This is a genomic window from Mesorhizobium sp. YL-MeA3-2017 (assembly GCF_030814575.1).
Lineage (GTDB): Bacteria > Pseudomonadota > Alphaproteobacteria > Rhizobiales > Rhizobiaceae > Mesorhizobium > Mesorhizobium terrae.
The window spans coordinates 61,383-82,382 of record NZ_JAUSVH010000003.1 but is presented as its reverse complement, the minus strand read 5'-3'; the positions used below and the strand labels follow the sequence as shown (position 1 = coordinate 82,382).

Here is a 21,000-nt window from a genome sequence, read left to right as displayed (position 1 = left end):
CGGTTGGCGTTTCGCTCTTGTTATTGTTTTTGAAGGCAGTTAAAGCGCGTTAGCGCGTTTATTGGGCCCGATGCGGCAAAGGCGACAATTGCCTGCACCAGACAGTCAAGCGTGTCCAAGGCCGTGACACGATCGGCCACTGCATTGCCGATCAGAGAGAATTCGGTGCAAGCGATCATTTGCACGCACGCCCCGCGCGCTGCCAGACCGGTCGAGGCGTTGCGGAGCGCCTGGCGTGCCGCGTGGCAAGGCCCCTCGGCCTTGATGCGGCGGATTGCGGCCAGCAGGGCCTCATCGTCATCGGCATAAAGTGGCGTCAGTCGTCGTGCGGTCAGCGGCGTATCGAACAGGGCCACTTTGCGCACCGCGGGTGAAGCAAGGATGCCCACGCGACCTCCAGAGCCGGCCAATTCCGCCGCACGATCGGCCGCCAGCGCAACCATATCCAGGAACGGCACGTCGACGGCGGCAAGGATCGCAGGCGCATAATGGTGCGCGGTGTTGCAAGGCATGGCAAGTGCCTCGGCCCCGCCTGCGACCAGACGGCGGGCCATGTCTGCCAAAACTGGCGCGGGGTCAACGCCGACGCCTTCGATCAGATGGCGGATGCGCGAAGGCACTTGGGGGTTCTGGTCGACGATCAGCGGTATATGGCCTGCATCGTCGTCGGCGTGGACGGCGGCCAGAACCTTTTGCATGACAAGGACCGTCGCCTCCGGACCCATGCCTCCGAGAATGCCGACGCGGCGCATCATGCCTCGACTTTCGGCGCGACGGCCGTCACGGCATCGAGGATGTGGTCGGCAATCAGCTCGCAATCGTCGAGGCTGAAGGTGAGCGGTAGTCGCATGTCGAAGAGACTTGCCAGGATTGCATCGGTGCGCGGCAGATCCTGCGCGCCTGCGTAGCGCCAACTATGGTGGTCCGATGTGAAACCTGCGGGCGCTTTTGCCCCAAACCATTTTACCTCGACCCCCATATCGGCAAGAAGTCTCAGCAGGACGCGCGCGGACTTCGCCGAAATCACCGGGATCATAAACTGAATAGAGGATCCGACATATCGTTCGGCAGCGGGCCGGTGCGGTATGCGGATCTCAGGGTTAGCGGCCAGCCTTGCGGCCAACAGATCGTGCCGCGCGTTCCAGGCGCAGATGGCCTGTTCGATGCCTTGCAGTTGTGGGCGCAGTAGGGCCGCGCGCAAATTGTCCATGCGAGCCGACATGTTTGGCGTGTCCAGCCGGATATTGGTATACGTGTCTGGATTCGGTCCCGCGCCATGTCGCTCGTAGAGCATATAAGAGCCCGACAGGATTGTGGCGCGAGCAATGAATTCGGCGTCGTCCGAGGTCAGCAATCCGCCCTCACCCGAATTCAAATGCTTGTAGGTCTGGGTGCTGAAACAGCCAGCAAGCCCAAAGGAACCTGAGCGGCGCCCATTCCAAGTCGCACCCATGGTGTGGGCGCAATCCTCGATTACCGTCAGATCGATCTCTGTGGCGACTGCCAGAAGCGCCTCCATGTCACACATATGGCCGCGCATGTGCGACAGAAGCAGGTAGCGTGCGCCGGTGCGCTTTGCCTTGCTCGACAGATCGTCGAGATCGATAACGAGATCCTCGGTTGTTTCGACAAATACCGGCTTGGCGCCGACCGCTGCGATAGCCCCGGGCACGGGAGCAAGAGTAAAGGCATTGGTCAGAACCGTTTCGCCGGCACGGACGCCGGCCGCACGCAACGCGATCTGCATCGCTTGTCCGCCCGACGCGACTGCAAGGCAGAAACGCGCGCCCTGCCAGGCCGCATATTCGCGTTCCAAGGCCATCGCCTCGCTCTCGTCGCCGCCGGCGATATTGTAGCGATGCAGTCGGCCCGAACGCATTACGGCGGCAGCTGCGGTGATGCCCTCGTCAGGGATTGGAAGCTGCTGCGTGAAGCTGCCGGTGAACCGCTGTCGCGCCATGGCTATTCCGCCGCGAGCTTGGTCTGGTCTTCCGCGAAGGCAGCGTTGTAGCCGAAGAGAGCCGCCGAACCGCCGGTATGCAGGAAGACCACTCGCTCTCCCTTATTGAACTTGCTCTTGCGGCAATAGTCGATCAGGCCCGCCGCGCCCTTGCCCGAGTATACGGGATCGAGAAGAATACCCTCAAGCTGAGCGAACATGCGGATCGCCTCCAACGTGTCCTCACGCGGAATGCCATAGCCTTGCCCAACATAGTTGCTGTCGGCGACCACGTCCGACCGCGCAACGACATTGAAGCAGCCGAGCTTTTCGGCTGTCTGAAGAGCTAACTTGTAAACGCTCTCTTCCTGTTTTTCCTTCGGCGCGCGCACGCCGATGCCGGTCAGCGGAATATTGGCGTTGATAGCCTTCAGCCCTGTGACGAGGCCGGCCTGCGTGCCAGCGCTGCCGGTTGCGGTAACAATATGATCGATCACAAGGCTCCTGTCGTTAGCTTGCGACAACAGTTCGAATGCGCAGTTGACATAGCCTAGCGCGCCTGTGGCATTCGAGCCGCCACCGGGAATAACATAGACTTTACGACCCTCTCCGCGTAGTTTCTCGGCCACGCTTTCCATCTCGGTCTGCATGTCGGCCCCGCCCGCACGTTTCGATGTGGTCGCTCCGTGCAGATGGTCGAGCAGCACATTGCCATTGCTGTTGTAATTCAAGTCATTCGAACCGGTACGATCCTCAAGCAGGATATGACAGCCCATCCCAAGCTTTGCCGCGAAAGCCGCCGTCTGGCGCGCGTGGTTAGATTGCGTCGCGCCCTGTGTCATCACCGTGTCGGCGCCCATGGCTTGAGCTTCGGCCATCAGGAATTCCAGCTTGCGGGTCTTGTTGCCGCCAGTCGACAGCCCGGTGCAGTCGTCGCGCTTTATCCAGATCTCCGGTCCGCCAAGCTCCCGGCTGAGCCGGTCGAGCTTTTCGAGAGGCGTCGGCAGATGGGCCAGGAAGACGCGTGGAAAGCGAGCGAGATGCATATGATAAACCTTCCGAAACTTGAGCAAAGTGACACTCGCACGTCAAAATGACTCGTGCAAATTCGAAATTATCCACCTAAGATGCACATATTGCATCTTATGGAGCCGTCATGCGCCTCGAATGGCTTGAGGATCTCCTTGCTGTCGCCGAGACCGGATCGTTCCATGAAGCGGCGGAGCGGCGGTTTCTCACGCAATCAGCCTTTTCCAGGCGAATACAGAACATCGAAGATCATGTCGGAACCGAACTGTTCGACCGGACCCGAAAGCCGGTGCAGGTACGCCCGACAATGGCCGACAAGCGCGATCAAATCCAAAAGCTTGCCGTAGATCTGCGTCAGCTTGTCGTGGATCTCAAACTCGACGCTCGCGTCGCCTCGAATCGCGTCGTCCTTGCAAGCCAGCATTCACTGACGACGGCGTTGACGCCGCACCTTCTCAAGAAGTTGCGGCAGCAAAACGAGACGATCCATGTCCGCCTTCGCTCGGCCAATCTCGATGAATGCGTCGGCCTTCTGCTCTCACGCCAAGCCGATATCGCCGTTATCTACCGTGTGCCGGGAGAGGATCATCCCGTTAATGCCGGGTATGTCGAATCGGCTACTATCGGCTTCGACCGGCTCATCCCGGTCTTCGATGCCGGTGCGCTTGACGATTTGGCTCTGAGAATTGCGGGGGACGAGGTTCCCTATATCGCTTATCCAGGTAACGTGTTTTTTGGCAGCATGATGGGAAGACTGATCCTGCCGCGCCTGAGCGGTGCAACAAGGCTCATGCCGATCGCAGAAACGGCGCTCACACTTGCCGCGCTCGAGATGGCGGCAGTCGGCATAGCGGTGGCCTGGGTGCCCGAATCGCTTGCCAAGCAACGCATCAGAGACGGCGTTGTCGTGGACATCTCTGAGATGCTGCTTTCCTGCCCGCTGGAAATTACGGCTGTCAGGTTGTTGGGAACGTCAGGACCGGTCGCCAGTGAAGTCTGGTCGCAAATTGCGCAGCCACCGCCTCAACGTGAGCCTCCGACGATCGGGAGCACCGATACCGTCAGCGCGCCTCGTCGATGAGGTTCAGCAACGCTTCGGCCGCGCGGGTGCGGTGGCGCGCGGGATGGGTCAGGACAGCAAAGCTGCGTTCGGGCCTTGGTGCCCATGTGACGGAGCGTATCCGCACGACTCCCTGCGACACCGCTCCCTCGACCGCGCGGCGTGACAGCATGCTGATACAACGTCCGCCAGCAACAGCGGCCAGAATTGCCTCGTTCGAGGGCAGTTCGAGCGCGATATCGAGATCATCGATCGACAGCCTCATGGCGCTCAGATGCGCCTCAAATTCCGACCGCGTACCGGACCCGAGTTCGCGCAGGACCCAGCTTGTCCGTCCGTAATCCAGCGCACCGAGCGAGCGAGATTTTGCCAAAAGATGGTCGGGCGACATCACGAATACAAGTTCATCGCGAGCAACGACGCGACGCCTGAGATCGTTCTGGGTCACGTCACCTTCCACAAAGCCTAGGTCTGCCGCACCATTTGTCACAGCCTGCGCCACCTGAGCAGTATTGCCGACCATAAGTGCCATATCCAGGCCGGCATGGCGTTCATGTAGCGTTATCAGAAATGGCGGCAGCCAATAGCTTGCCACTGTTTGACTCGCATGGATGCGCAACCGCCCCCGGACGTCCTGCGCCAGATCCGCAAGCACAAGTCGCGCTGTCTCTGCCTCAGCCATGACGGCCTGCGCCGCACCCATGAAAGTGCGACCGGCTTCCGTGATCTCGATGCCGCGACCGATCCGGTCGAAAAGCCGCACCCCATGCTGCGCCTTAAGCGTAGAGATCGCGGCGGAGACCGCTGATTGCGTGAGGTTTAGCACGCGCGCCGCCCTGGTGACGTGCCCGCGCTCTGCCACGGCGAGGAAGATACGAAGCTGTTCGAGTGTCATGCAAAATTGATAAGCGTTGTCGAATAGAATAATAGAAATAATCTAATATTAAGATCATTGGTAATGCATCATGGTGCGGGCAAATTTCTCCCGGAGGTCGATGCGCGCTTCAAGAACGGCGTGCTGACCGTGACCTTACCCAAGACCGAGAAGGCGCAGTCGCAGGTCAAGCGTATTGTCACCAAGAACTGACGCATGGTAGGCGCCGGCGGCGGTCTTGTCGCCGCCGGCAGGATCCTTCGCCAAAGAGGGAGGGATGAGCGGGTCAGACGGGGTCCTAACAGGGGCGCGAGCACATCGAAGGCGAACGCTTCAGCTAAGCCAAAGCAAACCGCCCGCCTTCAGCTTGAATGGAGTGAGCGCGACGGTTCTCCTGTCGTTCCGCCTAAGGACGCGGCCTCGGATCGCGGCTCTTGGCAAAGGGCAATCCGCAGTGCCACGCATGACTACTTTATCAAAACGCCGCGGCCAACCAAGATCGCGGCCGGCTCGTGCAAGGTTGCAGTTCATTCATTCGTCGAAGGCGGTGTCTGCGAGCCCTGGCATGATATCGCCGGCCAGCAGCTTTTCCTTGCTGAGCAAGCCGGCGTCCTCCAGCGCCTCGAAGTCGGGCAGGTCGCGCAGGGTATCGAGGCCGAACTCAAGCAGGAACTCTTTCGTCGTGACATAGGTGTAAGGCGCTCCGGACGTCGGGCTGCGCGGTCCCGAGGCGATCAGGCCAGCGCCGCGCAGACGGCCGATCAGATCGCGCGAAATCTCCTTGCCGAAGAAGCTGGACAGCTCGGTGCGGGTGATCGGCTGGAAGTAAGCAATACACATCAGCACCAGGATTTCGGACTGGGTGAGGTCGACCGATCGTTCGTTGCCTCCGACAGCCGTACGGATGGCGTCGGCATAGGCCGGCCGGGTCAGGTGCTTCCAGCCGCCGGCGACGGAAACCAGGTCGTACGGCCGCCCGCGCAACTCATCCCGGATGTCGTCGATCAACAGGTCGATGCTGCAGTCCTTGCCGACGATGCGCGCCAGTACCTCGCGGCCGACCGGCTCGCTGGCGGCGAAGATCGTTGCCTCGACACGCATCATCCATTCGCGCCAGCGCATCTGCGGCGGCAGATGATCCAGCTCCCGATCAAACAGCTGGTCAGCTGATCGACCGTCATTTGGCCGACCGTCGCCTGATCGCTGGTCAGCTGATCGACCTGCGCCGCCCTGCCCTCCCCGTCGCCGCGTGGTTGCGCTCTCCGTCATGGTCACAGCCCGTAGATGCGGAAGGCCGGGCGGCCGGACAGCTCACGCACGGCGCCGAGTGTTTGCAGCCGATCGAACAGGCGCCGGCTGGCCCAGCGCGACAGGTTTTTGGTGGTCAACGTTCCCGATACCGCATCGTCGCCGCGCAGCTGGTCGACGACCTCGCCGGCCGCCTTCGACCGCAGTTTTGGCACGGCCGCCCGCAGCCGTTCGGCCTGCGCCGCCATATCCGCCGCGAGGCGGCAGGCATCGGCGGCGCCGAGGGCCGCGGCAATGAAGGCGGCCCGCTCGAACCCGTCGCCGCCCGGTCGCGCGCGCCGGCCTTCAAAGCCTGAACGCAGCTGCGGCGCATGAATCTGAAGACCGAGGATCGGCACGGCATGCGTCCAGCCCATGCGCCACGACAGCGCGCAATCGGCCAGCCACCAGGAAAAAATTTCGGCTTGTCGGTCCTCCCGCATGACGGCGGCGGCGGTGCGCGCGGCGACGACCGGGGCTGGCGCGCCGCTGCGCACCTCTTCCCTTGTGACGTCGATCAGGTTGCAAAAACCGTCCGACCAGCCGACGCCGAGCAGGGCGACGACCGTCCGCAATTCCTCAACGCTCGGCGGCAGCGAGCGCCCGGCGAGACGCCGCCATGCGGCGAGCACGTTGCCGGCAGGGCCTGGCTCGTCGCCGGTGTGGCGCAGCAACCAGGCGTCCCGCAAGGCCGCTTCATCCTCGCTACGGCCGATCAGCGTCACGCATGCGGCTGCGGCTTTCAGCGCCAGTCGATGCCGCCACGCGGCGCTCCATTCGGGCTCTGCCCTTACGAGATTGTCGAGCGAGTTCAAGGCACTGCCGGCCATGAAGGCGGCCTCGACCGGATTCTCGCTACGGCCGCGCGGCGTCGCCCACGCCGGCGCGCGGGGAACCGGGCAGGAGGTTTGCAAGGCGGGTGTAGGCTGCCGACTCATCGCGGACAGCGTAAACGCGATGTGCGGTTTATGCGAGCGAAAACGCCTCTATCCGCACGGCATGTCGATGTGATAAAATGATCGATAAAATTGCATTATCCGTCGTTATCTGCTCTACTGACGAAATGGCCTCTCTCGTCGAGCAAAACCCCGAAAATCGCACTCGGCACGGCTCCGCTCGATCACAGGAAACGCCCGCTGGTGTCGACCAAACTACGCCGGCGGCTTCGGCCGAGGACGACGTGCCGGTCGCCGACGATCTGCCCGACATCGTCGACGTCGTCCTGGAGATGGGTCGCGCGCCGGATGTGCCGCCGGCCCAAGCCCCCTCCCCTGCCCTTCCGGTCGTCTCGGCCCCGCGCCTGCCGGCGCATCTCGACGCGCTGGCCGATCGGGCTCGCGACTATGTCGAGGCGGCGAGCTCAGGCAACACACGCCGCGCCTACGCCTCCGACTGGAAGCATTTTTCCTCCTGGTGCCGGCGCCAGGGGTTTGCGACGCTGCCGCCCGATCCTCAGGCGGTGGGACTCTACATCACCGCGCTTGCCTCCGGCAGCGCAACAGACACTGTCTCAGGGGACAAGAAATCCGTGGCGACGATCGAGCGCCGGCTCTCGGCGCTAACCTGGAATTTTTCGCAGCGCGGCCAGCCGCTCGACAGGAAAGACCGCGCCATCGCCACCGTCATGGCCGGTATCCGCAACAAGCACGCCGCCCCGCCCCGCCAGAAGGAAGCGGTGCTGCCCGAGGATCTGATCGCCATGCTCGAAACACTCGACCGCGGCACCCTGCGTGGCCTGCGCGATCGCGCGATGCTGCTGCTCGGCTTTGCCGGCGGCCTGCGCCGCTCCGAGGTCGTCGGGCTCGATGTCGGCCGCGACCAGACCGAGGATGCTTCGGGCTGGGTGGAAATCCTCGACAAGGGCATGCTGTTGCGCCTGCGCGGTAAGACCGGATGGCGCGAGGTCGAGGTCGGGCGCGGCTCGTCCGACGCCACCTGCCCTGTCGTGGCGCTGGAGACCTGGCTCAAGCTCGCCCGTATCGCGCATGGCCCGCTGTTTCGGCGCGTCACTGGCCAGGGAAAAGCGGTCGGCGCCGACCGGCTCAACGACCAGGAGGTCGCCCGGCTCGTCAAACGCACAGTGCTGGCGGCCGGCGTGCGCGGCGATCTGCCCGAAGGCGAACGCGGCGTGGTGTTTGCCGGCCATTCGCTGCGCGCCGGCCTTGCCTCCTCGGCCGAGGTCGACGAGCGTTACGTCCAGAAGCAGCTCGGCCACGCGAGCGCGGAGATGACGCGAAAATATCAGCGGCGTCGCGATCGTTTCCGCGTCAATCTCACCAAGGCGTCGGGGCTCTAAGAAAAGCCCCCTCCCCTGCCCGTTTGGATTGCTGGGCGAAGTGCGAGGCGGTTAGCGCGTTGCGGGCGATACCAGCACCTCGTCGAGCACAGCCAGTGCCGTGTCCAGACTATCGGCGGCCGATGCCTCGTAGTCCGGCATGATCATTAGCTGTGCAATGGTGAGGCGGACAAATTCCGGATTCAACTTTTCCAGCTGCGCCTTCGTCCGGGAAACCTGCACCGGGAACGCGTGCAGGGCATTGACCATGTCTCCGAGATGCGAACGAGCAGCGGCGGCGATGTCGAAAATGTCCCGTGGCTTGGCTTCAGATCCCCGATAGTAGACCTTCTTGGCGATGATCTCGGGGATCGTCTCGAGCCGCACCGCCCTACCCTCCACTTCCCGTGTCACGAAAGGGGCTTCTGTCAGCGGCCCGGCAACGATGAAATCGATCTCGCCGATGTCCTCGAAAGCGAATTTCTGAAAGTGAAGCCCATCGCCCAGATAGTCAGTCGGCGCTATGTTGAAGTGCAAGCCGCTTCTGGACGGGTCGATAAACCCGAGCAATTGAGGGTCATCGAGAAAAATATCGATATCATGGCTTTCGCGATGGGCGATCTGGATCATCATGGCTGTGCCGCCGCCAAACGACCATTCGAAGTCGTAACCACCCACCTTTGCGCGGAGCTAGTCGATGAGGTCGACTGCGATGCGGAAAAGCTGTCGCCATTCGGACGGGCACCGGGTTTTGCTTTTGGCCATTACGCAGCGAGCGGGTAGCTCTCGCCGGACCAGGCAGAGAACTCGACGGCAAAGGCCTTCAGGGCGGGGACCGCAAGGTCGTGGGCAGCGGCGAACTCGACCTGCTGTGCGAGGGGAACCTCGCTGAAAAACGCACTGACATGGCCCGGATGTTGTTTGGCCAAGTCGAGGTCCGCAAGGCAATGCGCCAGTGCCGCCCCGTCCAGCTGATCACTGTAGGGTGCGTTCACGGTCGTCAGAACTGAAGCCAAATGCGTATTCATAGTGCTTTTAAGTTAGTCTCTTCGGCCCAACGACACAAGTTGCCTTCGCTTACGGTCGAGCGACGGCGGGTCAGCCTTCGAGAGACCTTCGCTCTTCTCCCTTGTATTTGTAGTTTGGGCAAGCCGCGGCCCGGAAGAGACTCGCATGGCGTCGGACACGCAAAGTCGAACTTCCAGTGGATGGCAGGGGCGCCTAATCGGCTATAGCCGCGTCCCAACCGGCGAGCAGGCAACCGAAGCGCAAGAGATAGAACTATGCGCAGCGGGTTGGGCGGTGGTCATCCCAGGAGCAATACTCTGACGTCGCCGCCGTGCGGTACGCATCAGGCCGCGCTTTTTGATCCGGTCGGCCAGCCAATACTCGAATTCCTCGTAGGGCAGGTGATCCATCACCTACGGCGGCGGCGGTTTTCACGACATCGAACGCGCTGCGCATTCGGGTTCGTATTCGTTTTGAAAGGCCTTCCGGTCAGCCAGATGCTGCCTGAAGTGCTCGATGCCGGGTTCGATCCGCGGTGCTCCGCTAGGTAAATGATGTCGGCGGCCATGCTTGACATGCGTGAATTCCTTCTCTGGTGTCGAAGGCTGCCGGGCTCTTTGCTGGTGTCTGTGATTCCAAGTTGCTTCGCTTGAACCGCCCTTTGTGGGGCTCCGATATAAGTTGGCCGCGGCCAACTCTGTCCTTATTGTTGTCATCTCGTTGGGTGAGTCGTCCGTTCCGCAAGTTGGCCGCGGCCAACTTTGCTCAGATGCCTGACGGATCCCCTTGATTTCAAAGGGTTCTTGGCATGGTTACCGAATCATGTCATTTTCGATACGCTTTTTTAGCATCTGCGGCCTAAAAAGCGCATCGAAAGGGAAAATCGATGTTGCAGAATTCAAACGTATCAACGGCCGTTTCGTCGGACGCCCGCATCGCTCAGCATGCGCGACAGTTGTCTAAACAGCTGCAGTTGCTCGGAGAGCGTCTTTTCCCGCCGTCGTCTCAGAAGTCCATGAAGACTTTCACGTCTGGGGAAGCCGCGCAGCTCCTGGGAGTGTCCGACGGGTATCTCCGCCAGCTATCGCTCGATGGCAAAGGCCCCTCGCCTGACGTGTCGGCCACCGGACGGCGCTCCTACACACTCGAGCAGATTAACGAACTCCGTCATCACATCGCTGCCGTTAAGCCGAAGGACGCGGTCTCTCACCTTCCGTGGCGTCGGCGGGGAGAAAAGTTGCAGACGATTGCCGTTGCCAACTTTAAGGGTGGATCGGCAAAGACGACGACGACAGTTTACCTTGCTCAGTTTCTGGCTCTGCAAGGATATCGTGTTCTGGCCATCGACCTCGACCCTCAGGCCTCGCTGTCCTCTATGCTCGGCGTTCAGCCAGAATTTGACCTGCAGGAAGGTGACACGCTGTATGGTGCGATCCGCTACGACGACAAGCGGCGACCGCTGAAGGAGATCGTCCGCAAGACATACTTCGCAGGGCTCGACCTCGTTCCAGGTAATCTAGAACTGATGGAGTTCGAGCACGAGACGCCTACCGCGCTAATTGAGCGGAAGACCAGCAATCAGGATATATTCTTCAAGCGTGTCGGCAACGCCATCGCCGAGGTTGAGGCTAACTATGATGTTGTCGTCATCGATTGCCCGCCGCAACTCGGCTACCTGACTTTGGGCGCAGTTTGCGCTGCCACTAGTCTTCTGATCACCATCCACCCGCAGATGGTCGACGTCGCATCGATGTCGCAGTTTCTATTGATGACGTCAGACTTGCTGTCGGTTGTCCGTAGAGCCGGCGGTGATCTCAACCACGATTTCATCCGCTACGTGGTCACTCGTCACGAACCGCATGACGGTCCGCAGGCTCAGATTGTTGGGCTTCTCCGTAGTCTTTTCGGCGACGAAGTCCTCGCCGCCACTGTCCTGAAGTCCACGGCGATCGCAGATGCAGGTCTTACTAAGCAGACCCTTTACGAGATCGAGCGTGGCCAGGTCCGCCGCTCGACCTATGATCGCGTAATTGAATCCCTCGACGCTGTGAATGGGGAAATCCTGAACGGCATGATGCGCGTGTGGGGGCGCTCATGAGCAGACGAGATAAATTGACGGGCATTTTTGCCGACACAAGCCGGGAGTTGGCCGCGGCCAACTTTGAGGAAGGCGAGGGCGGTAGAGTTCTTGCTGGCCCTGTTCGGACCATGGGCTTGGCCCTCGATCGCATGGATCAGGAGACGAAGGCCCTGCAAGAAGCCCTTGCTTCGGGAGAGAGGGTCGTCGAACTCGATCCGGCTCTGATCGATGGTTCGTTCATTCGAGACCGATTTGACGTCGAAGCAAGCAAAGACGATGAACTCGTTCAATCCATCCAGAACAACGGGCAGGAGGTTCCGATCCTTGTCCGGCAGCATCCCGATCTTGAAGGCCGTTACCAAGTAGCCTACGGCCATAGAAGGCTGAATGCCGCTCGATATCTCAAGCTGAAGGTGAGGGCGGTTGTCCGCCCTATGACGGATGATCAACTCATCGTTGCGCAGGGTGTCGAGAACACGGCGCGTAGGGATTTGAGCTACATCGAGAGAGCGGCCTTTGCTGCGTCACTTGAGAACCACGGCTTCAAGCGAGACGTCATTATGGAAGCGTTGTCGACGGACAAAACAGAGCTGTCGAAACTGTTGTCTGTTGCCAAGGCTATCCCCGTCTCCATCGTCAGGGCCGTTGGCTCCGCACCGTCTGCAGGTCGGCGCCGCTGGATGGAGGTCGCTGACAAGCTTGCAGACGGGAAGGCGCTGTTGGCCGTCAAGGAAGCGATTCAGAAGGCCAATTTCGAAACCCTGAGCTCGGACGAGCGCTTCATGGCAGTTTTGGCAGCGGCGAACAAGAAGCCGAAGGCAGAGACCGCCGCCCCACAATGGAAACCAACGGGCACCAAGGTCGCCGCTCAGGTCAAAGACAACGGCAAGGCGCTCGTGCTTTCGCTGAAGGCGTCAGGTTCCGACGCTGACTTTGGCAGATATCTAGCAGATCGGCTGGACGATCTCTACGCCGATTGGAAGTCGAAACAGGAGAACTGAAACCGCAAAAGAAAAAGGCCCCCGAACGTCACCGTCGCGGAAGCCCTTCTCATCTCTGGACAAGCTGAGAATCTCATTTCCGCGAATCACTGTCAAGAGTCTTAGGCGTCGATTCGGCGAGCAGAGTTCTTTTGCCCAATGAGAGGGTGAAGGAAAGACATGGGAACGGGCATTGCAACGACGCCTTTTGGGCGGCGGCCAATGTCGCTTGCCTTACTGGCGGCGCAAAACGAGGCAAATGAGATCCCTCACGGCAAGGCCGTCGACAAGTGGCAGGCTTACCGAGATCTCTGCGAAGGCAAATCTGTCGTCGGTATAGGCGATCGCGCTCTCGCGGTCCTGGCGGCCTTGCTGTCGTTCTATCCCGACGACGAGCTGTCGGAGGAAAACGGCCTGGTCGTATTCCCGTCGAACCGGCAGTTGATCCTGCGGGCGCACGGAATGTCGGAACCGACCTTGCGGCGGCACCTAGCGGCCTTGGTCGACAACCGCCTGATCATCCGGCGGGACAGCCCCAACGGCAAACGATACGCCCGTAAGGGCAGGGGAGGGGCCTTCGAGGAAGCCTTTGGTTTCTCACTAGCACCTATGCTCGTGCGCGCTGTCGAATTCTCAGAGGCCGCAGAGCGAGTCCGTGCGGGTAATCGGGCGCTGAAGCTCATGCGGGAACGCATCACGCTGCACCGCAGGGACATCAGCAAGCTGATCGAGGCGGCCGTCGAGGAAGACGTTCCAGGCGACTGGGGCGGTCTCTGGAGGCGTTTTCGGGCCATTGTGGATGCGATTCCGCGCCGCGCGGCCACCTCTGATCTGGAGCCGATTGTGAGTGATCTGGCCGCTATCCGCGACGAGGTCGATATCCTGCTGAATTCTCACATGAATGTCGAAGATTCAATCGGCAATGACGATCGAACTGAGCGGCAGCAGTCTGATTCAAATACCGACTCTCTTCTTGAATTTGAACCTGCTTTCGAAAAAAGCGGGGCGACGGTCGAGCCTAGACGAGAACCGCAGAAGCCGCCGAAAGGCTATCCGCTTGGATTTGTGCTGAAGGCTTGCCCAGAAATCATCGACTACGCCGCCGACGGGATCGGGAGTTGGCGAGATTTAATGGCCGTCGCCGCCCAGGTGAGGGGGTATCTGGGGGTCTCGCCATCGGCGTATGAGGATGCCTGCCATGTCATGGGGCCGGAAACCGCGGCGATCGTCGTTGCCTGTATCCTGCAGCGCGCTCAGCACATCAATTCGGCTGGCGGCTACCTGCGGGCGCTTACCGAAAAGGCAAGGGCAGGGGAGTTCACCGTCGGGCCGATGCTGATGGCGGCGTTCAAATCGAACGGTTCCACTGCGAGGATGGCAGGATGACTGGGTTCGGAGAGTTGGGCTGCTCGCGCGATGAGGCAATGGTTTCCTGGACAAAAAAGTCACCCCTGCCGTTGCCGGGCCGCTAGTTCAAATGAGATGATCTCCGCCGGCGGACGAGGGCTCGCATATTCCTCGGTCATAATGGCGCCGATGAGGAGATCGATCGCGCGGCGCGATTTCCAGCTCGTTTCGTCATCGCCAGACAGCTCCAGTTTGGCCTTGGCGAGGAGTTCGCGCGCGTGTGCAAAGTTCGATGCCATCGTTGATCCTCATGTCGGCCGCAGCTCACCCTAGATCTCGTGCCAGCGGCTTGGAAAGGACCCGTTAACCGTAACGAAGGCTTTTGCATTAAATGGTAGCTATCACGCCACAGGCTGGTTGGGGGCTGTTCGGTTGGAATAGAGGCGGGTGCTGCGCGTGCGGGGCCGACACAATTTCCGATCTCCCGGCTCGAATTGTCGAGTCCACGAGACTCCGAGAGCGTCATCGAACACAAGATTATCGTTCGTTTTGAGTTGTCGACAAGCTGTGCGTTTTTGGTCGAAATTGATGGCGCAAAGCACACCAGCATCTTACGCTCGAAACCATGATTCTTCTCGATCGCGCAACCACCACTCCGTCCGTGCCGCCGACCGTCTCCTCCTGGGTGCTGGCCGCCGGCGGTGGGCCGAGCGACGCCGCTTTCCAGGCCGGAGCCGCATTGGCTTCGCTTGACACGCTGGCCCGGGCGCAAGTCATCCGCAGAAGGTGGAGCCACGTCACCAACACCTTGAAACTTCTGAAGCTACCGGACGTGGTTCACGATATGTTGGTCAGCGGGGCCTTGTCCGCAGGGCGCGCCCGCACGCTGGTTACCTCCTATGACCCCGCTGAGGTTGCGCGTCACATCGTCGAGAACGGTCTGTCCGTGTGACAGGCAGAAGCCCTCGCGCGGACGCCTGCGGTCGAGAGGCCATCGGTATCGCGTCCAGCTGCTTCGGAGAACGATGCCGACTTGCTCTTGCTGGAATAGCGGCTTGCCGATGCAATTGGTATGAATGTGACGATTGCACTTAAAGGCAAGGTCAAAGGGGGGACGATTGTCTGTCGTCCACTCGAATCCCTTGAAGAACTCACCAGGCGTCTCGGGCCGGGATAGTAGTCGACCGCGGTACCGGAATGAGCAAGCCAGATCACGCAAGCCTGCCCTTTCTCGGAGGGGCAGGGACATACTGGACGTGGACCAAATTATACGAGAGTATCATTTTAGAGATCAAGAACGTTACGTTGGCGTGGTCAGCGGAAAGCGAATTTTCGTTCCCGTAGGCCAGCCCAGGCATCGCTCGGGAGAACCGCTTGCGGCAAGAAAGACAGTTCAAAGCGCGACCGTCTGTAAGCCCGCAGGGTAACTTGTGCGCTATACAGGCGTTCTTGGCGCACGGGCGTAACCCGTGGGGCACATCGCCTCAGCCGACACGTGCAGCGGTTGCTCAGCTCAGCTATGTTGATCCGCCATGAGGATCGTCCTCAGAGGTAGGCCTGACTACCCCGTCGACGTGATTTCCACGGAGGAAGCCGAGGCCTTGCGGTCATGGTACGCGCATTCGTCATCCAGCGAGCAGGACGCAATCGCCCTCGCAGTCATTCGCCAGGCGAAGCTCCGCGACGGCTGGATTGAATGCGATTGCATCGGCGGTGCGCATAAGCCACTGCTCGCCCCCCAGCAACAGGAACGGACGTTTACCTTGCGCCGGCTCTCCCCGGCCGACGGAGATCCCCATACTCGCATAGATCGGCCGAACCATGCTGACGATTGCCCGTTCCATGTCGATCGAGCCTTCGACCCGCCTGCTCACGATCGCGCCTTCAATCTGCGGCCGGTGCCGCGCCGCGAGACCACCTATGTCGATGCGCTCCCGGCTATTCCGACTCAACTCGCGGATCCAGATCCTAATCCGCCCGATCCTGACCGCGAACGAAACGACCGCCCTTCCAGGCTTTCTATTGTGCTTTGGAGGCTTATGGACAGCGCCGGCATCAATGTTCTCAGGCCGCTTCAGGATTGGCCCCCGCAATACCAACTGAAAAGTCAGCTCGAGGCCCTGCGCAACGCCGGCGCTAAAATGCGCGTCACACGTACCTGGCGCTTCGGGGCCTTGTCGACGATCTGGGCTGGTGACTACGGCGACAAGAACTCGCGGTTTCAGCGTTTGCTGCGCAAGTCACGGCCGGATTGGGCGCCGAACCAGCGTCGGACCGGTTTCATGATCCTGTTTTCGACGAGCGTCACCCAAACGTCTATCTATCCCGCCGCGACGTCGACGCCGATCGAGGTCCTATCTCGGGTGCGGCAGCCGCTGCGCGGGGATCCCCGACACCGCGGGCCGTATCTCGTGATCGCAAACGCTGACTTCGGCGATGATGACGATGGCGATCTACGTGCCGTGCAGGCCTATGCGCAGCCCGTGTTCAATGGCGAGACGCTTTACCCTGTCGAATCGGGATTCGAACGCGACGTAACGAATTTGCTGATCTGGCTGCAGACATCGCTTTTTGAAGCTGCGCCGCGACTGCGGATCACAATTAGAAGGCCGCTGTTCGCCATCGCGACCCCGAAAGGCTTATGCCGACCGGATTTCGTGCTTGAAACAGTGTTTGCGGACCACCGGCCGATGCACCTTGTCATCGAAGCCATGGGCATGGACACCGAACAATATCGCGCCGCCAAGGCAAGGACATTGCCGCGGATGAAGGAAATCGGCCCGACTTATGAGATCCATCCCGTTGACATCCGGCCGGCCAACGCACAAGCCCTCGGCGAGGACCTGCAGCGATGGGTGCTGGCCCACGCGGCGCATAGGCGACTTCGTTTCGTCAACGGCTGAACTGGCCCGAGAGACGTTGCCATGTTCACGCCAACGACAGCAATGCGGCCACAAGATCATCGGGCCTCATGCACTCAGGATCAGCGTCGATCAGTTCGGCCAGATACACCGCCTTTGCCCGACGATCGTCGGCTGACGCGACGGCCATCTCTGCGACTGCGCTCAAAGCCAGTTGCTCGTCTCGCGACAAACGTTCCATTTGTCTCGCGGAGAATTGGTCGGTGTGGAAATTGTTGTCGCAGTCGCGAGTAAAATTCACCAGGTCACGCATTTTGCGGCGATGGACGGATATTGCTGCGAAAACGCCTCCATCTGCATTCTCTGATGAATTCGGGCAAGTAGTTTCGAGTCGCATGATTGGCGTCCTTCGGTCACAGCGTGTTTGGCCCCCGACGCCCTGCTCTCTCCTGCCGATCGCCCTGGTCCGCTCCTATGCAGGGCAAAATCGAACTGATAGAAACTTTGATTGGGGACGAGGGCACGATACGATACGAAGACAAGCGAAGCGATACGAACCCATCGCCTGTAAGAGTTTGATAAAAAACGGAAAATATTTTCTCCCATCGCCACCTGAGGGGAGTGATTTCAAAGAGCTGTTCAGGCGATTTGCTGCGGCGGGCGCTGGACGGCCAATGGGCGCAGATGGTTTTCCCGCCGGACCATGGACGCCCGAACTTCTTGCCGAGGCGATCTCACAGATTGATTCCAACCGGATTGGAGTCGACCTGCGGACAGTACAGCTTTGGTTTCAGGAGAACGACAAAGGGATTAGCGCCGCTAACATTCGTTGGTTGGCAAGGGTTTTCGGGTGCGATGATCCAATCGCAACTGGGGAATGGCAGGTGGCGCTCAGTGCCGCGCAATCGCGACTGACGGCCAAGCGGCGCGAATCGAAGAGAACGGGAATCGATGATGCGCTCCCGGGTCCAAATCCAGCGCCTTTCAGCACTTCCGCAGCCGCGACAGAGCCCCGGGCGGAACTGGCACGGGATACGGACGCAGCGGAAGCGACCAGACGTCTTAGTCTAGCGAGGAGATCGGAAGCGCTTTTTAGCCACGGCTCCCCCTTGAATCTGCCAGCCTCGGTGTTCGCAGGCATCTCCGCACTTGGATTTTTGTCGTTTATGCTCGGCATTCACAACGTGAAATATGCGCGTGCGGACGGCATCGTTAAGCAAGTTGGATTCCTGTGGGCCGCGAACTGGACGTTCGTGTTCATGGTGTTCCTGCCTCTCTTCCTGGCCTTCGTGTCTGAACTCGTGACCTCGTGGAAATACGAAGAGCGACCAAAGCTTGTAGGATCCGGCAATCTGGGTGAAAGCTTCCATACTTGGGAAGCCGTCATAGACGCGTCATCTTATTCTTTCTGGGCGGTTTTTCTGATCTGTGTGTTGTTCGCCGGACTTTTCCAGTGGATCGGCGTGTGTCTGATCCCGTTGATCAAAGGCGGCGGCAACTATGCTATAGACTGGGGAAAGTTGGCGATCATACGCCCGGAGGCCATATCGGTGCCGACGGAGATCGCGTTCACAGGGGTCGCCTACGTATATATGTGCCTGTGCTTCTATCTGTTCTTCGCTGGTCTCATTTTGCTCTATTCGGTCATCGACGACCTGCGGAAAATTCGCGAGGCATCGAAATTTCGATCGGACATCCAACGTGATCCAGATCTAGATGAAGCCGGCTTCAGAGTGATGCGGTGGGTGTTCCGGTGCACAATTTTGGGCGTCCTGATCGCCACGGTCATGAAGCTTCAAAGCTCGTACCTCGCATCCGACGGAACGAATATCGTAACCTGGTTGGTCGGCGATCTATCGTCGGCCGTGTATGAGCGCGCTCATGCGGGCAACAGATTCAGCTATAGATTGCCGACGCATTTCAGCAGTCTTCTCATCGCAATTTCGGCCTGTGTCGTTTTTCTGCATGGCGCGATCCGTTTGGGCGTCGGACGTCAATCCCAAGTCCCTTTGTGGAAGATGTCGGCGGTCGTGACACTGCTCGTTGCCAGCTACTTGTTGCTCGATACATTTTCAGGCTTCTCGATCCTCCTCGGCGTTGGAGTGCTGCTCGCAACATACGGCCTGGTCGACCCGGGGTTCGGCCAAGGGAGCGCGAGTAAGTTGGGAAACGATCAAAGTGTATCATAGATGGCTTGATCGCTGGGACGAACGGCGGGCACGTCGCGGTGAGGAAGGGAAGAAGGCAACCGCTTTCATCCTCGACGCCGATCGCGCCTTCCCAGGCGAAAAGCAGGCAGGAACTATCGAGGAGTTTTGTGTCCTGGCCGACCAAGCCGTGGCCGACCCAGCCTTTTTCAATGAGACGGGCGGCAACGGCCAGGGTTTTGAAAGACAGGGCGAATGGCTCAAATTTCCATCGGACATTTCGACTGACGTCGAAGAAAACGATGTGGTCTGGGCAAAAATCACCGACAGCGGATCGTGCGATCAGGCGTTGGTGATTTTTCATCATTGGAATGCGAGCTCCTGGAATCGCCAGATTGCCAGCTTTTTCTCCAAACGCGGCATCACGGTTGTCGAGCTCGCAATGCCCTATCATTTCCAGCGCAGCCGTCTCGATTCCTCGCATGCGGACTATATGCTCAGCGCCAACCTTGGTCGAACGATCCAATCCATGAGGCAGGCCGTATTGGACGGCCGAAAGCTCATTCGCTGGTTGAAGCGCGAAGGCTATAGGGACATTTCAGTTCTCGGTATGAGCCTGGGTTCCTGGGTCGCTGGATTGGTCGCGGCGCATGACCTGGCCGTGTCGAGAGCTTCGTTGTTTCTGACGGCGGGAAGCCTGGCCGATATGGTTTGGACAGGTCGCGCAACGCGAGCGATACGCCATAGCCTTGAACCTGAGATCGATCTGACTGATCTCAGGCGGGCATGGGGTCCGCTTAATCTGGAGAACTATGTTCATCGTCTGGCACGGACGGATCTTGCCCTGCACGTCGTATTGGCCAAGAGAGACAAGGTGGTTTTGCCGGAACTGTCGGCAAGCTTCATGCGGAAGCTGAAGGACACCGGCGCCAGACCCAACGTTCTTGAGTTGAACTGCGGCCACTATTCGCTGGCAATGCCGCCCTACGTTTTGTTGGCGGGTTTAAGCCTGAAGCGGTTTCTTTCGAGAACTGATCGGCCGACCCCGCTAAGATGACCGGCGTAAGCTGCTCGGATCATCAGCAAGGTCTCGGGTCTCCGTGCTGTTCACATGCGGCGACATACAAAGACTGTGCCCCTATTCGGTAGCGGCTGTGCGTGGCCGGGTCGTTTTCCTTCGCCGCCGCCGCAACTTCGCCTCGCCCCATTTATCTTCCAGCAGTTCGAATGCTTCAATGTCGAACGCCTTCGAAATCCGGTTCAGCATCGACAGACGAACGTCACGGCGTCCATTGAATACCTGGGACATATAGCTTTCGGTCACATCAAGACGTTCTGCCATTTCCTTGCTGGTCAGGCCGTATACATCGCGAATCCGGATAAGCGCATTGCTCAAACGCTTGTGCAGACGCTCGGCATCGTCCCAATCCGGCGCCAATCCGGCCGCGTGCTTTCCAGCTTTTGGATGCTGCGGCATCAAAACTCACCTTCTAGTATCCCTGGGCGTTATGCCTCGAACCGCTATTCGATGTAAGTCCTTTGGAGACAAATCCCCAAAGTGGAAACGCGTCTTCTGGTCGTTCGAAGTCGGTGAAAATAGAGGTTTTGCCAACCAAGACGTGACACGCGCTCGCGATGGCGCTCGCAAGAGTTCGGGCCGAATAGTGCCAGTTTCACGGACGCCCTCGGGTTACATTTGGACTGCCCCTATCGCGGTGGGCAAGCCCCGCCTACGCTGGCGCACCGTGTTGCGCACCTGATCGTGAAGGGTGCCGATCCCCGACGCAGCCTGCTCATGACCCTCTCACGCCGGGCCGCCTCGAGATGACGCGCCGTGTCGAGCGTATCGCTGCCAAGGTGCTTGGCGACCAGACGGACACCGAGTTCGGCATCCTGCCGAGCGCGGAGATCGATGTCGACGAGGTCAAGACCCTCGCGGAGGGAATCGCTTCGACGGCGGGCCGGCTCATTGAGGCGGCCCTTTTCCTTCCGGCGGTGCCGCTTGCGAGCTGCGGCGGCAAGGGAAGCTGCGCCGCGGCTGGCACGGATCGGCCGGTGCGCGCTCATACTCTCCTCAGCTGGTGCCAGCCGCGCCCTTGCCCCCTTTGCTCTT

20 protein-coding genes and 2 pseudogenes are annotated in these 21,000 nt (G+C 60.1%); 11 read left to right on the top strand and 11 right to left on the bottom strand.

Features of this window, described 5'->3' with window-relative positions:
- Positions 1-20: 20 nt before the first annotated feature.
- From QFZ88_RS27865 to QFZ88_RS27855, 3 genes are read right to left on the bottom strand one after another with little or no spacing between them, the layout of a single operon-like run.
- Positions 21-755, bottom strand: coding sequence for an aspartate/glutamate racemase family protein (locus tag QFZ88_RS27865; RefSeq protein WP_065996838.1), 735 nt, complete (start codon positions 753-755; stop codon positions 21-23).
- Positions 752-1,960, bottom strand: a complete 1,209-nt coding sequence (locus QFZ88_RS27860; RefSeq protein WP_065996839.1) for a DegT/DnrJ/EryC1/StrS family aminotransferase — start codon at positions 1,958-1,960, stop codon at positions 752-754. The genes QFZ88_RS27865 and QFZ88_RS27860 overlap by 4 nt, the downstream gene beginning before the upstream one ends.
- A 2-nt stretch (positions 1,961-1,962) precedes the next feature.
- Positions 1,963-2,985 carry a D-cysteine desulfhydrase gene (locus QFZ88_RS27855; RefSeq protein ID WP_065996840.1) on the bottom strand — a complete coding sequence of 341 codons (1,023 nt, stop codon included), beginning with the start codon at positions 2,983-2,985 and terminating at the stop codon, positions 1,963-1,965.
- Between the two features lie 110 nt (positions 2,986-3,095).
- Between QFZ88_RS27855 and QFZ88_RS27850 the strand changes: the two genes are divergently transcribed.
- Positions 3,096-4,049 carry a LysR family transcriptional regulator gene (locus QFZ88_RS27850; protein ID WP_065996841.1) on the top strand — a complete coding sequence of 318 codons (954 nt, stop codon included), beginning with the start codon at positions 3,096-3,098 and terminating at the stop codon, positions 4,047-4,049.
- Here the strand turns inward: QFZ88_RS27850 and QFZ88_RS27845 are convergent.
- Positions 4,030-4,923 carry a LysR substrate-binding domain-containing protein gene (locus QFZ88_RS27845; RefSeq protein ID WP_065996842.1) on the bottom strand — a complete coding sequence of 298 codons (894 nt, stop codon included), beginning with the start codon at positions 4,921-4,923 and terminating at the stop codon, positions 4,030-4,032. The genes QFZ88_RS27850 and QFZ88_RS27845 overlap by 20 nt on opposite strands.
- 93 nt (positions 4,924-5,016) lie before the next feature.
- Here QFZ88_RS27845 and QFZ88_RS27840 point away from each other — a divergent pair.
- A pseudogene (locus tag QFZ88_RS27840) lies at positions 5,017-5,115 on the top strand (Hsp20 family protein); the annotation flags it as partial.
- Positions 5,116-5,433: 318 nt separating this feature from the next.
- On the opposite strand, the gene QFZ88_RS27835 reads toward QFZ88_RS27840, so the two are convergent.
- The gene (locus QFZ88_RS27835) at positions 5,434-6,024 is read right to left on the bottom strand and encodes an SMC-Scp complex subunit ScpB (RefSeq protein ID WP_246192410.1); all 591 of its coding nucleotides are present in this window, start codon (positions 6,022-6,024) and stop codon (positions 5,434-5,436) included.
- Positions 6,025-6,173: 149 nt separating this feature from the next.
- Entirely contained in the window at positions 6,174-7,127 is a 954-nt protein-coding gene (locus tag QFZ88_RS27830) for a DUF1403 family protein (RefSeq protein WP_065996843.1), read from the bottom strand.
- A gap of 125 nt (positions 7,128-7,252) precedes the next feature.
- Between QFZ88_RS27830 and QFZ88_RS27825 the strand changes: the two genes are divergently transcribed.
- Positions 7,253-8,485 (top strand): site-specific integrase, encoded by a 1,233-nt coding sequence (locus QFZ88_RS27825; RefSeq protein WP_065996844.1) that lies wholly within the window; start codon positions 7,253-7,255, stop codon positions 8,483-8,485.
- Positions 8,486-8,536: 51 nt separating this feature from the next.
- On the opposite strand, the gene QFZ88_RS27820 is transcribed toward QFZ88_RS27825, so the two are convergent.
- Together QFZ88_RS27820 and QFZ88_RS27815 are read right to left on the bottom strand one after the other, a co-directional pair.
- On the bottom strand, positions 8,537-9,142 hold the full coding sequence (locus QFZ88_RS27820) for a nucleotidyl transferase AbiEii/AbiGii toxin family protein (RefSeq protein ID WP_065996845.1): 606 nt from the start codon (positions 9,140-9,142) through the stop codon (positions 8,537-8,539).
- 86 nt (positions 9,143-9,228) lie between these two features.
- Positions 9,229-9,492 (bottom strand): hypothetical protein, encoded by a 264-nt coding sequence (locus tag QFZ88_RS27815; protein ID WP_065996846.1) that lies wholly within the window; start codon positions 9,490-9,492, stop codon positions 9,229-9,231.
- 869 nt (positions 9,493-10,361) lie between these two features.
- Here QFZ88_RS27815 and repA point away from each other — a divergent pair.
- The 3 genes from repA (at position 10,362) to repC (ending at position 13,918) form a co-directional block, all read left to right on the top strand.
- Positions 10,362-11,570, top strand: a complete 1,209-nt coding sequence (gene repA, locus QFZ88_RS27810) for a plasmid partitioning protein RepA (protein ID WP_065996998.1) — start codon at positions 10,362-10,364, stop codon at positions 11,568-11,570.
- On the top strand, positions 11,567-12,553 hold the full coding sequence (repB, locus tag QFZ88_RS27805; protein ID WP_065996999.1) for a plasmid partitioning protein RepB: 987 nt from the start codon (positions 11,567-11,569) through the stop codon (positions 12,551-12,553). The genes repA and repB overlap by 4 nt, the downstream gene beginning before the upstream one ends.
- Before the next feature lie 159 nt (positions 12,554-12,712).
- Positions 12,713-13,918 carry a plasmid replication protein RepC gene (gene repC / locus QFZ88_RS27800; RefSeq protein WP_065996847.1) on the top strand — a complete coding sequence of 402 codons (1,206 nt, stop codon included), beginning with the start codon at positions 12,713-12,715 and terminating at the stop codon, positions 13,916-13,918.
- Between the two features lie 59 nt (positions 13,919-13,977).
- On the opposite strand, the gene QFZ88_RS27795 is transcribed toward repC, so the two are convergent.
- Positions 13,978-14,178: a hypothetical protein gene (locus QFZ88_RS27795; RefSeq protein WP_065996848.1), complete on the bottom strand. Its 201-nt coding sequence runs from the start codon at positions 14,176-14,178 to the stop codon at positions 13,978-13,980.
- A 326-nt stretch (positions 14,179-14,504) separates the two neighbouring features.
- Between QFZ88_RS27795 and QFZ88_RS27790 the strand changes: the two genes are divergently transcribed.
- Both QFZ88_RS27790 and QFZ88_RS27785 read left to right on the top strand, forming a co-directional pair.
- Positions 14,505-14,831, top strand: a complete 327-nt coding sequence (locus QFZ88_RS27790) for a hypothetical protein (protein WP_065996849.1) — start codon at positions 14,505-14,507, stop codon at positions 14,829-14,831.
- Positions 14,832-15,411: 580 nt separating this feature from the next.
- Entirely contained in the window at positions 15,412-16,782 is a 1,371-nt protein-coding gene (locus QFZ88_RS27785; protein WP_065996850.1) for a hypothetical protein, read from the top strand.
- 25 nt (positions 16,783-16,807) lie between these two features.
- Here the strand turns inward: QFZ88_RS27785 and QFZ88_RS27780 are convergent, their stop codons facing one another.
- Positions 16,808-17,137, bottom strand: a complete 330-nt coding sequence (locus QFZ88_RS27780; protein ID WP_139116434.1) for a hypothetical protein — start codon at positions 17,135-17,137, stop codon at positions 16,808-16,810.
- A 178-nt stretch (positions 17,138-17,315) separates the two neighbouring features.
- Here QFZ88_RS27780 and QFZ88_RS27775 point away from each other — a divergent pair, with 178 nt between their 5' ends.
- Positions 17,316-18,929: an RcgA family putative transporter gene (locus QFZ88_RS27775; RefSeq protein ID WP_065996852.1), complete on the top strand. Its 1,614-nt coding sequence runs from the start codon at positions 17,316-17,318 to the stop codon at positions 18,927-18,929.
- A complete protein-coding gene (locus QFZ88_RS27770; RefSeq protein WP_065996854.1) occupies positions 18,919-19,944 on the top strand; it encodes an alpha/beta fold hydrolase in 1,026 nt (341 codons plus the stop codon). Before QFZ88_RS27775 ends, QFZ88_RS27770 begins: the two co-directional genes overlap by 11 nt.
- An 81-nt stretch (positions 19,945-20,025) precedes the next feature.
- On the opposite strand, the gene QFZ88_RS27765 is transcribed toward QFZ88_RS27770, so the two are convergent.
- On the bottom strand, positions 20,026-20,364 hold the full coding sequence (locus QFZ88_RS27765; protein WP_083237635.1) for a helix-turn-helix transcriptional regulator: 339 nt from the start codon (positions 20,362-20,364) through the stop codon (positions 20,026-20,028).
- Between the two features lie 255 nt (positions 20,365-20,619).
- On the opposite strand from QFZ88_RS27765, the pseudogene QFZ88_RS27760 reads away from it, so the two are divergent.
- A pseudogene (locus tag QFZ88_RS27760) lies at positions 20,620-20,753 on the top strand (UvrD-helicase domain-containing protein); the annotation flags it as partial.
- Between the last annotated feature and the right edge of the window lie 247 nt (positions 20,754-21,000).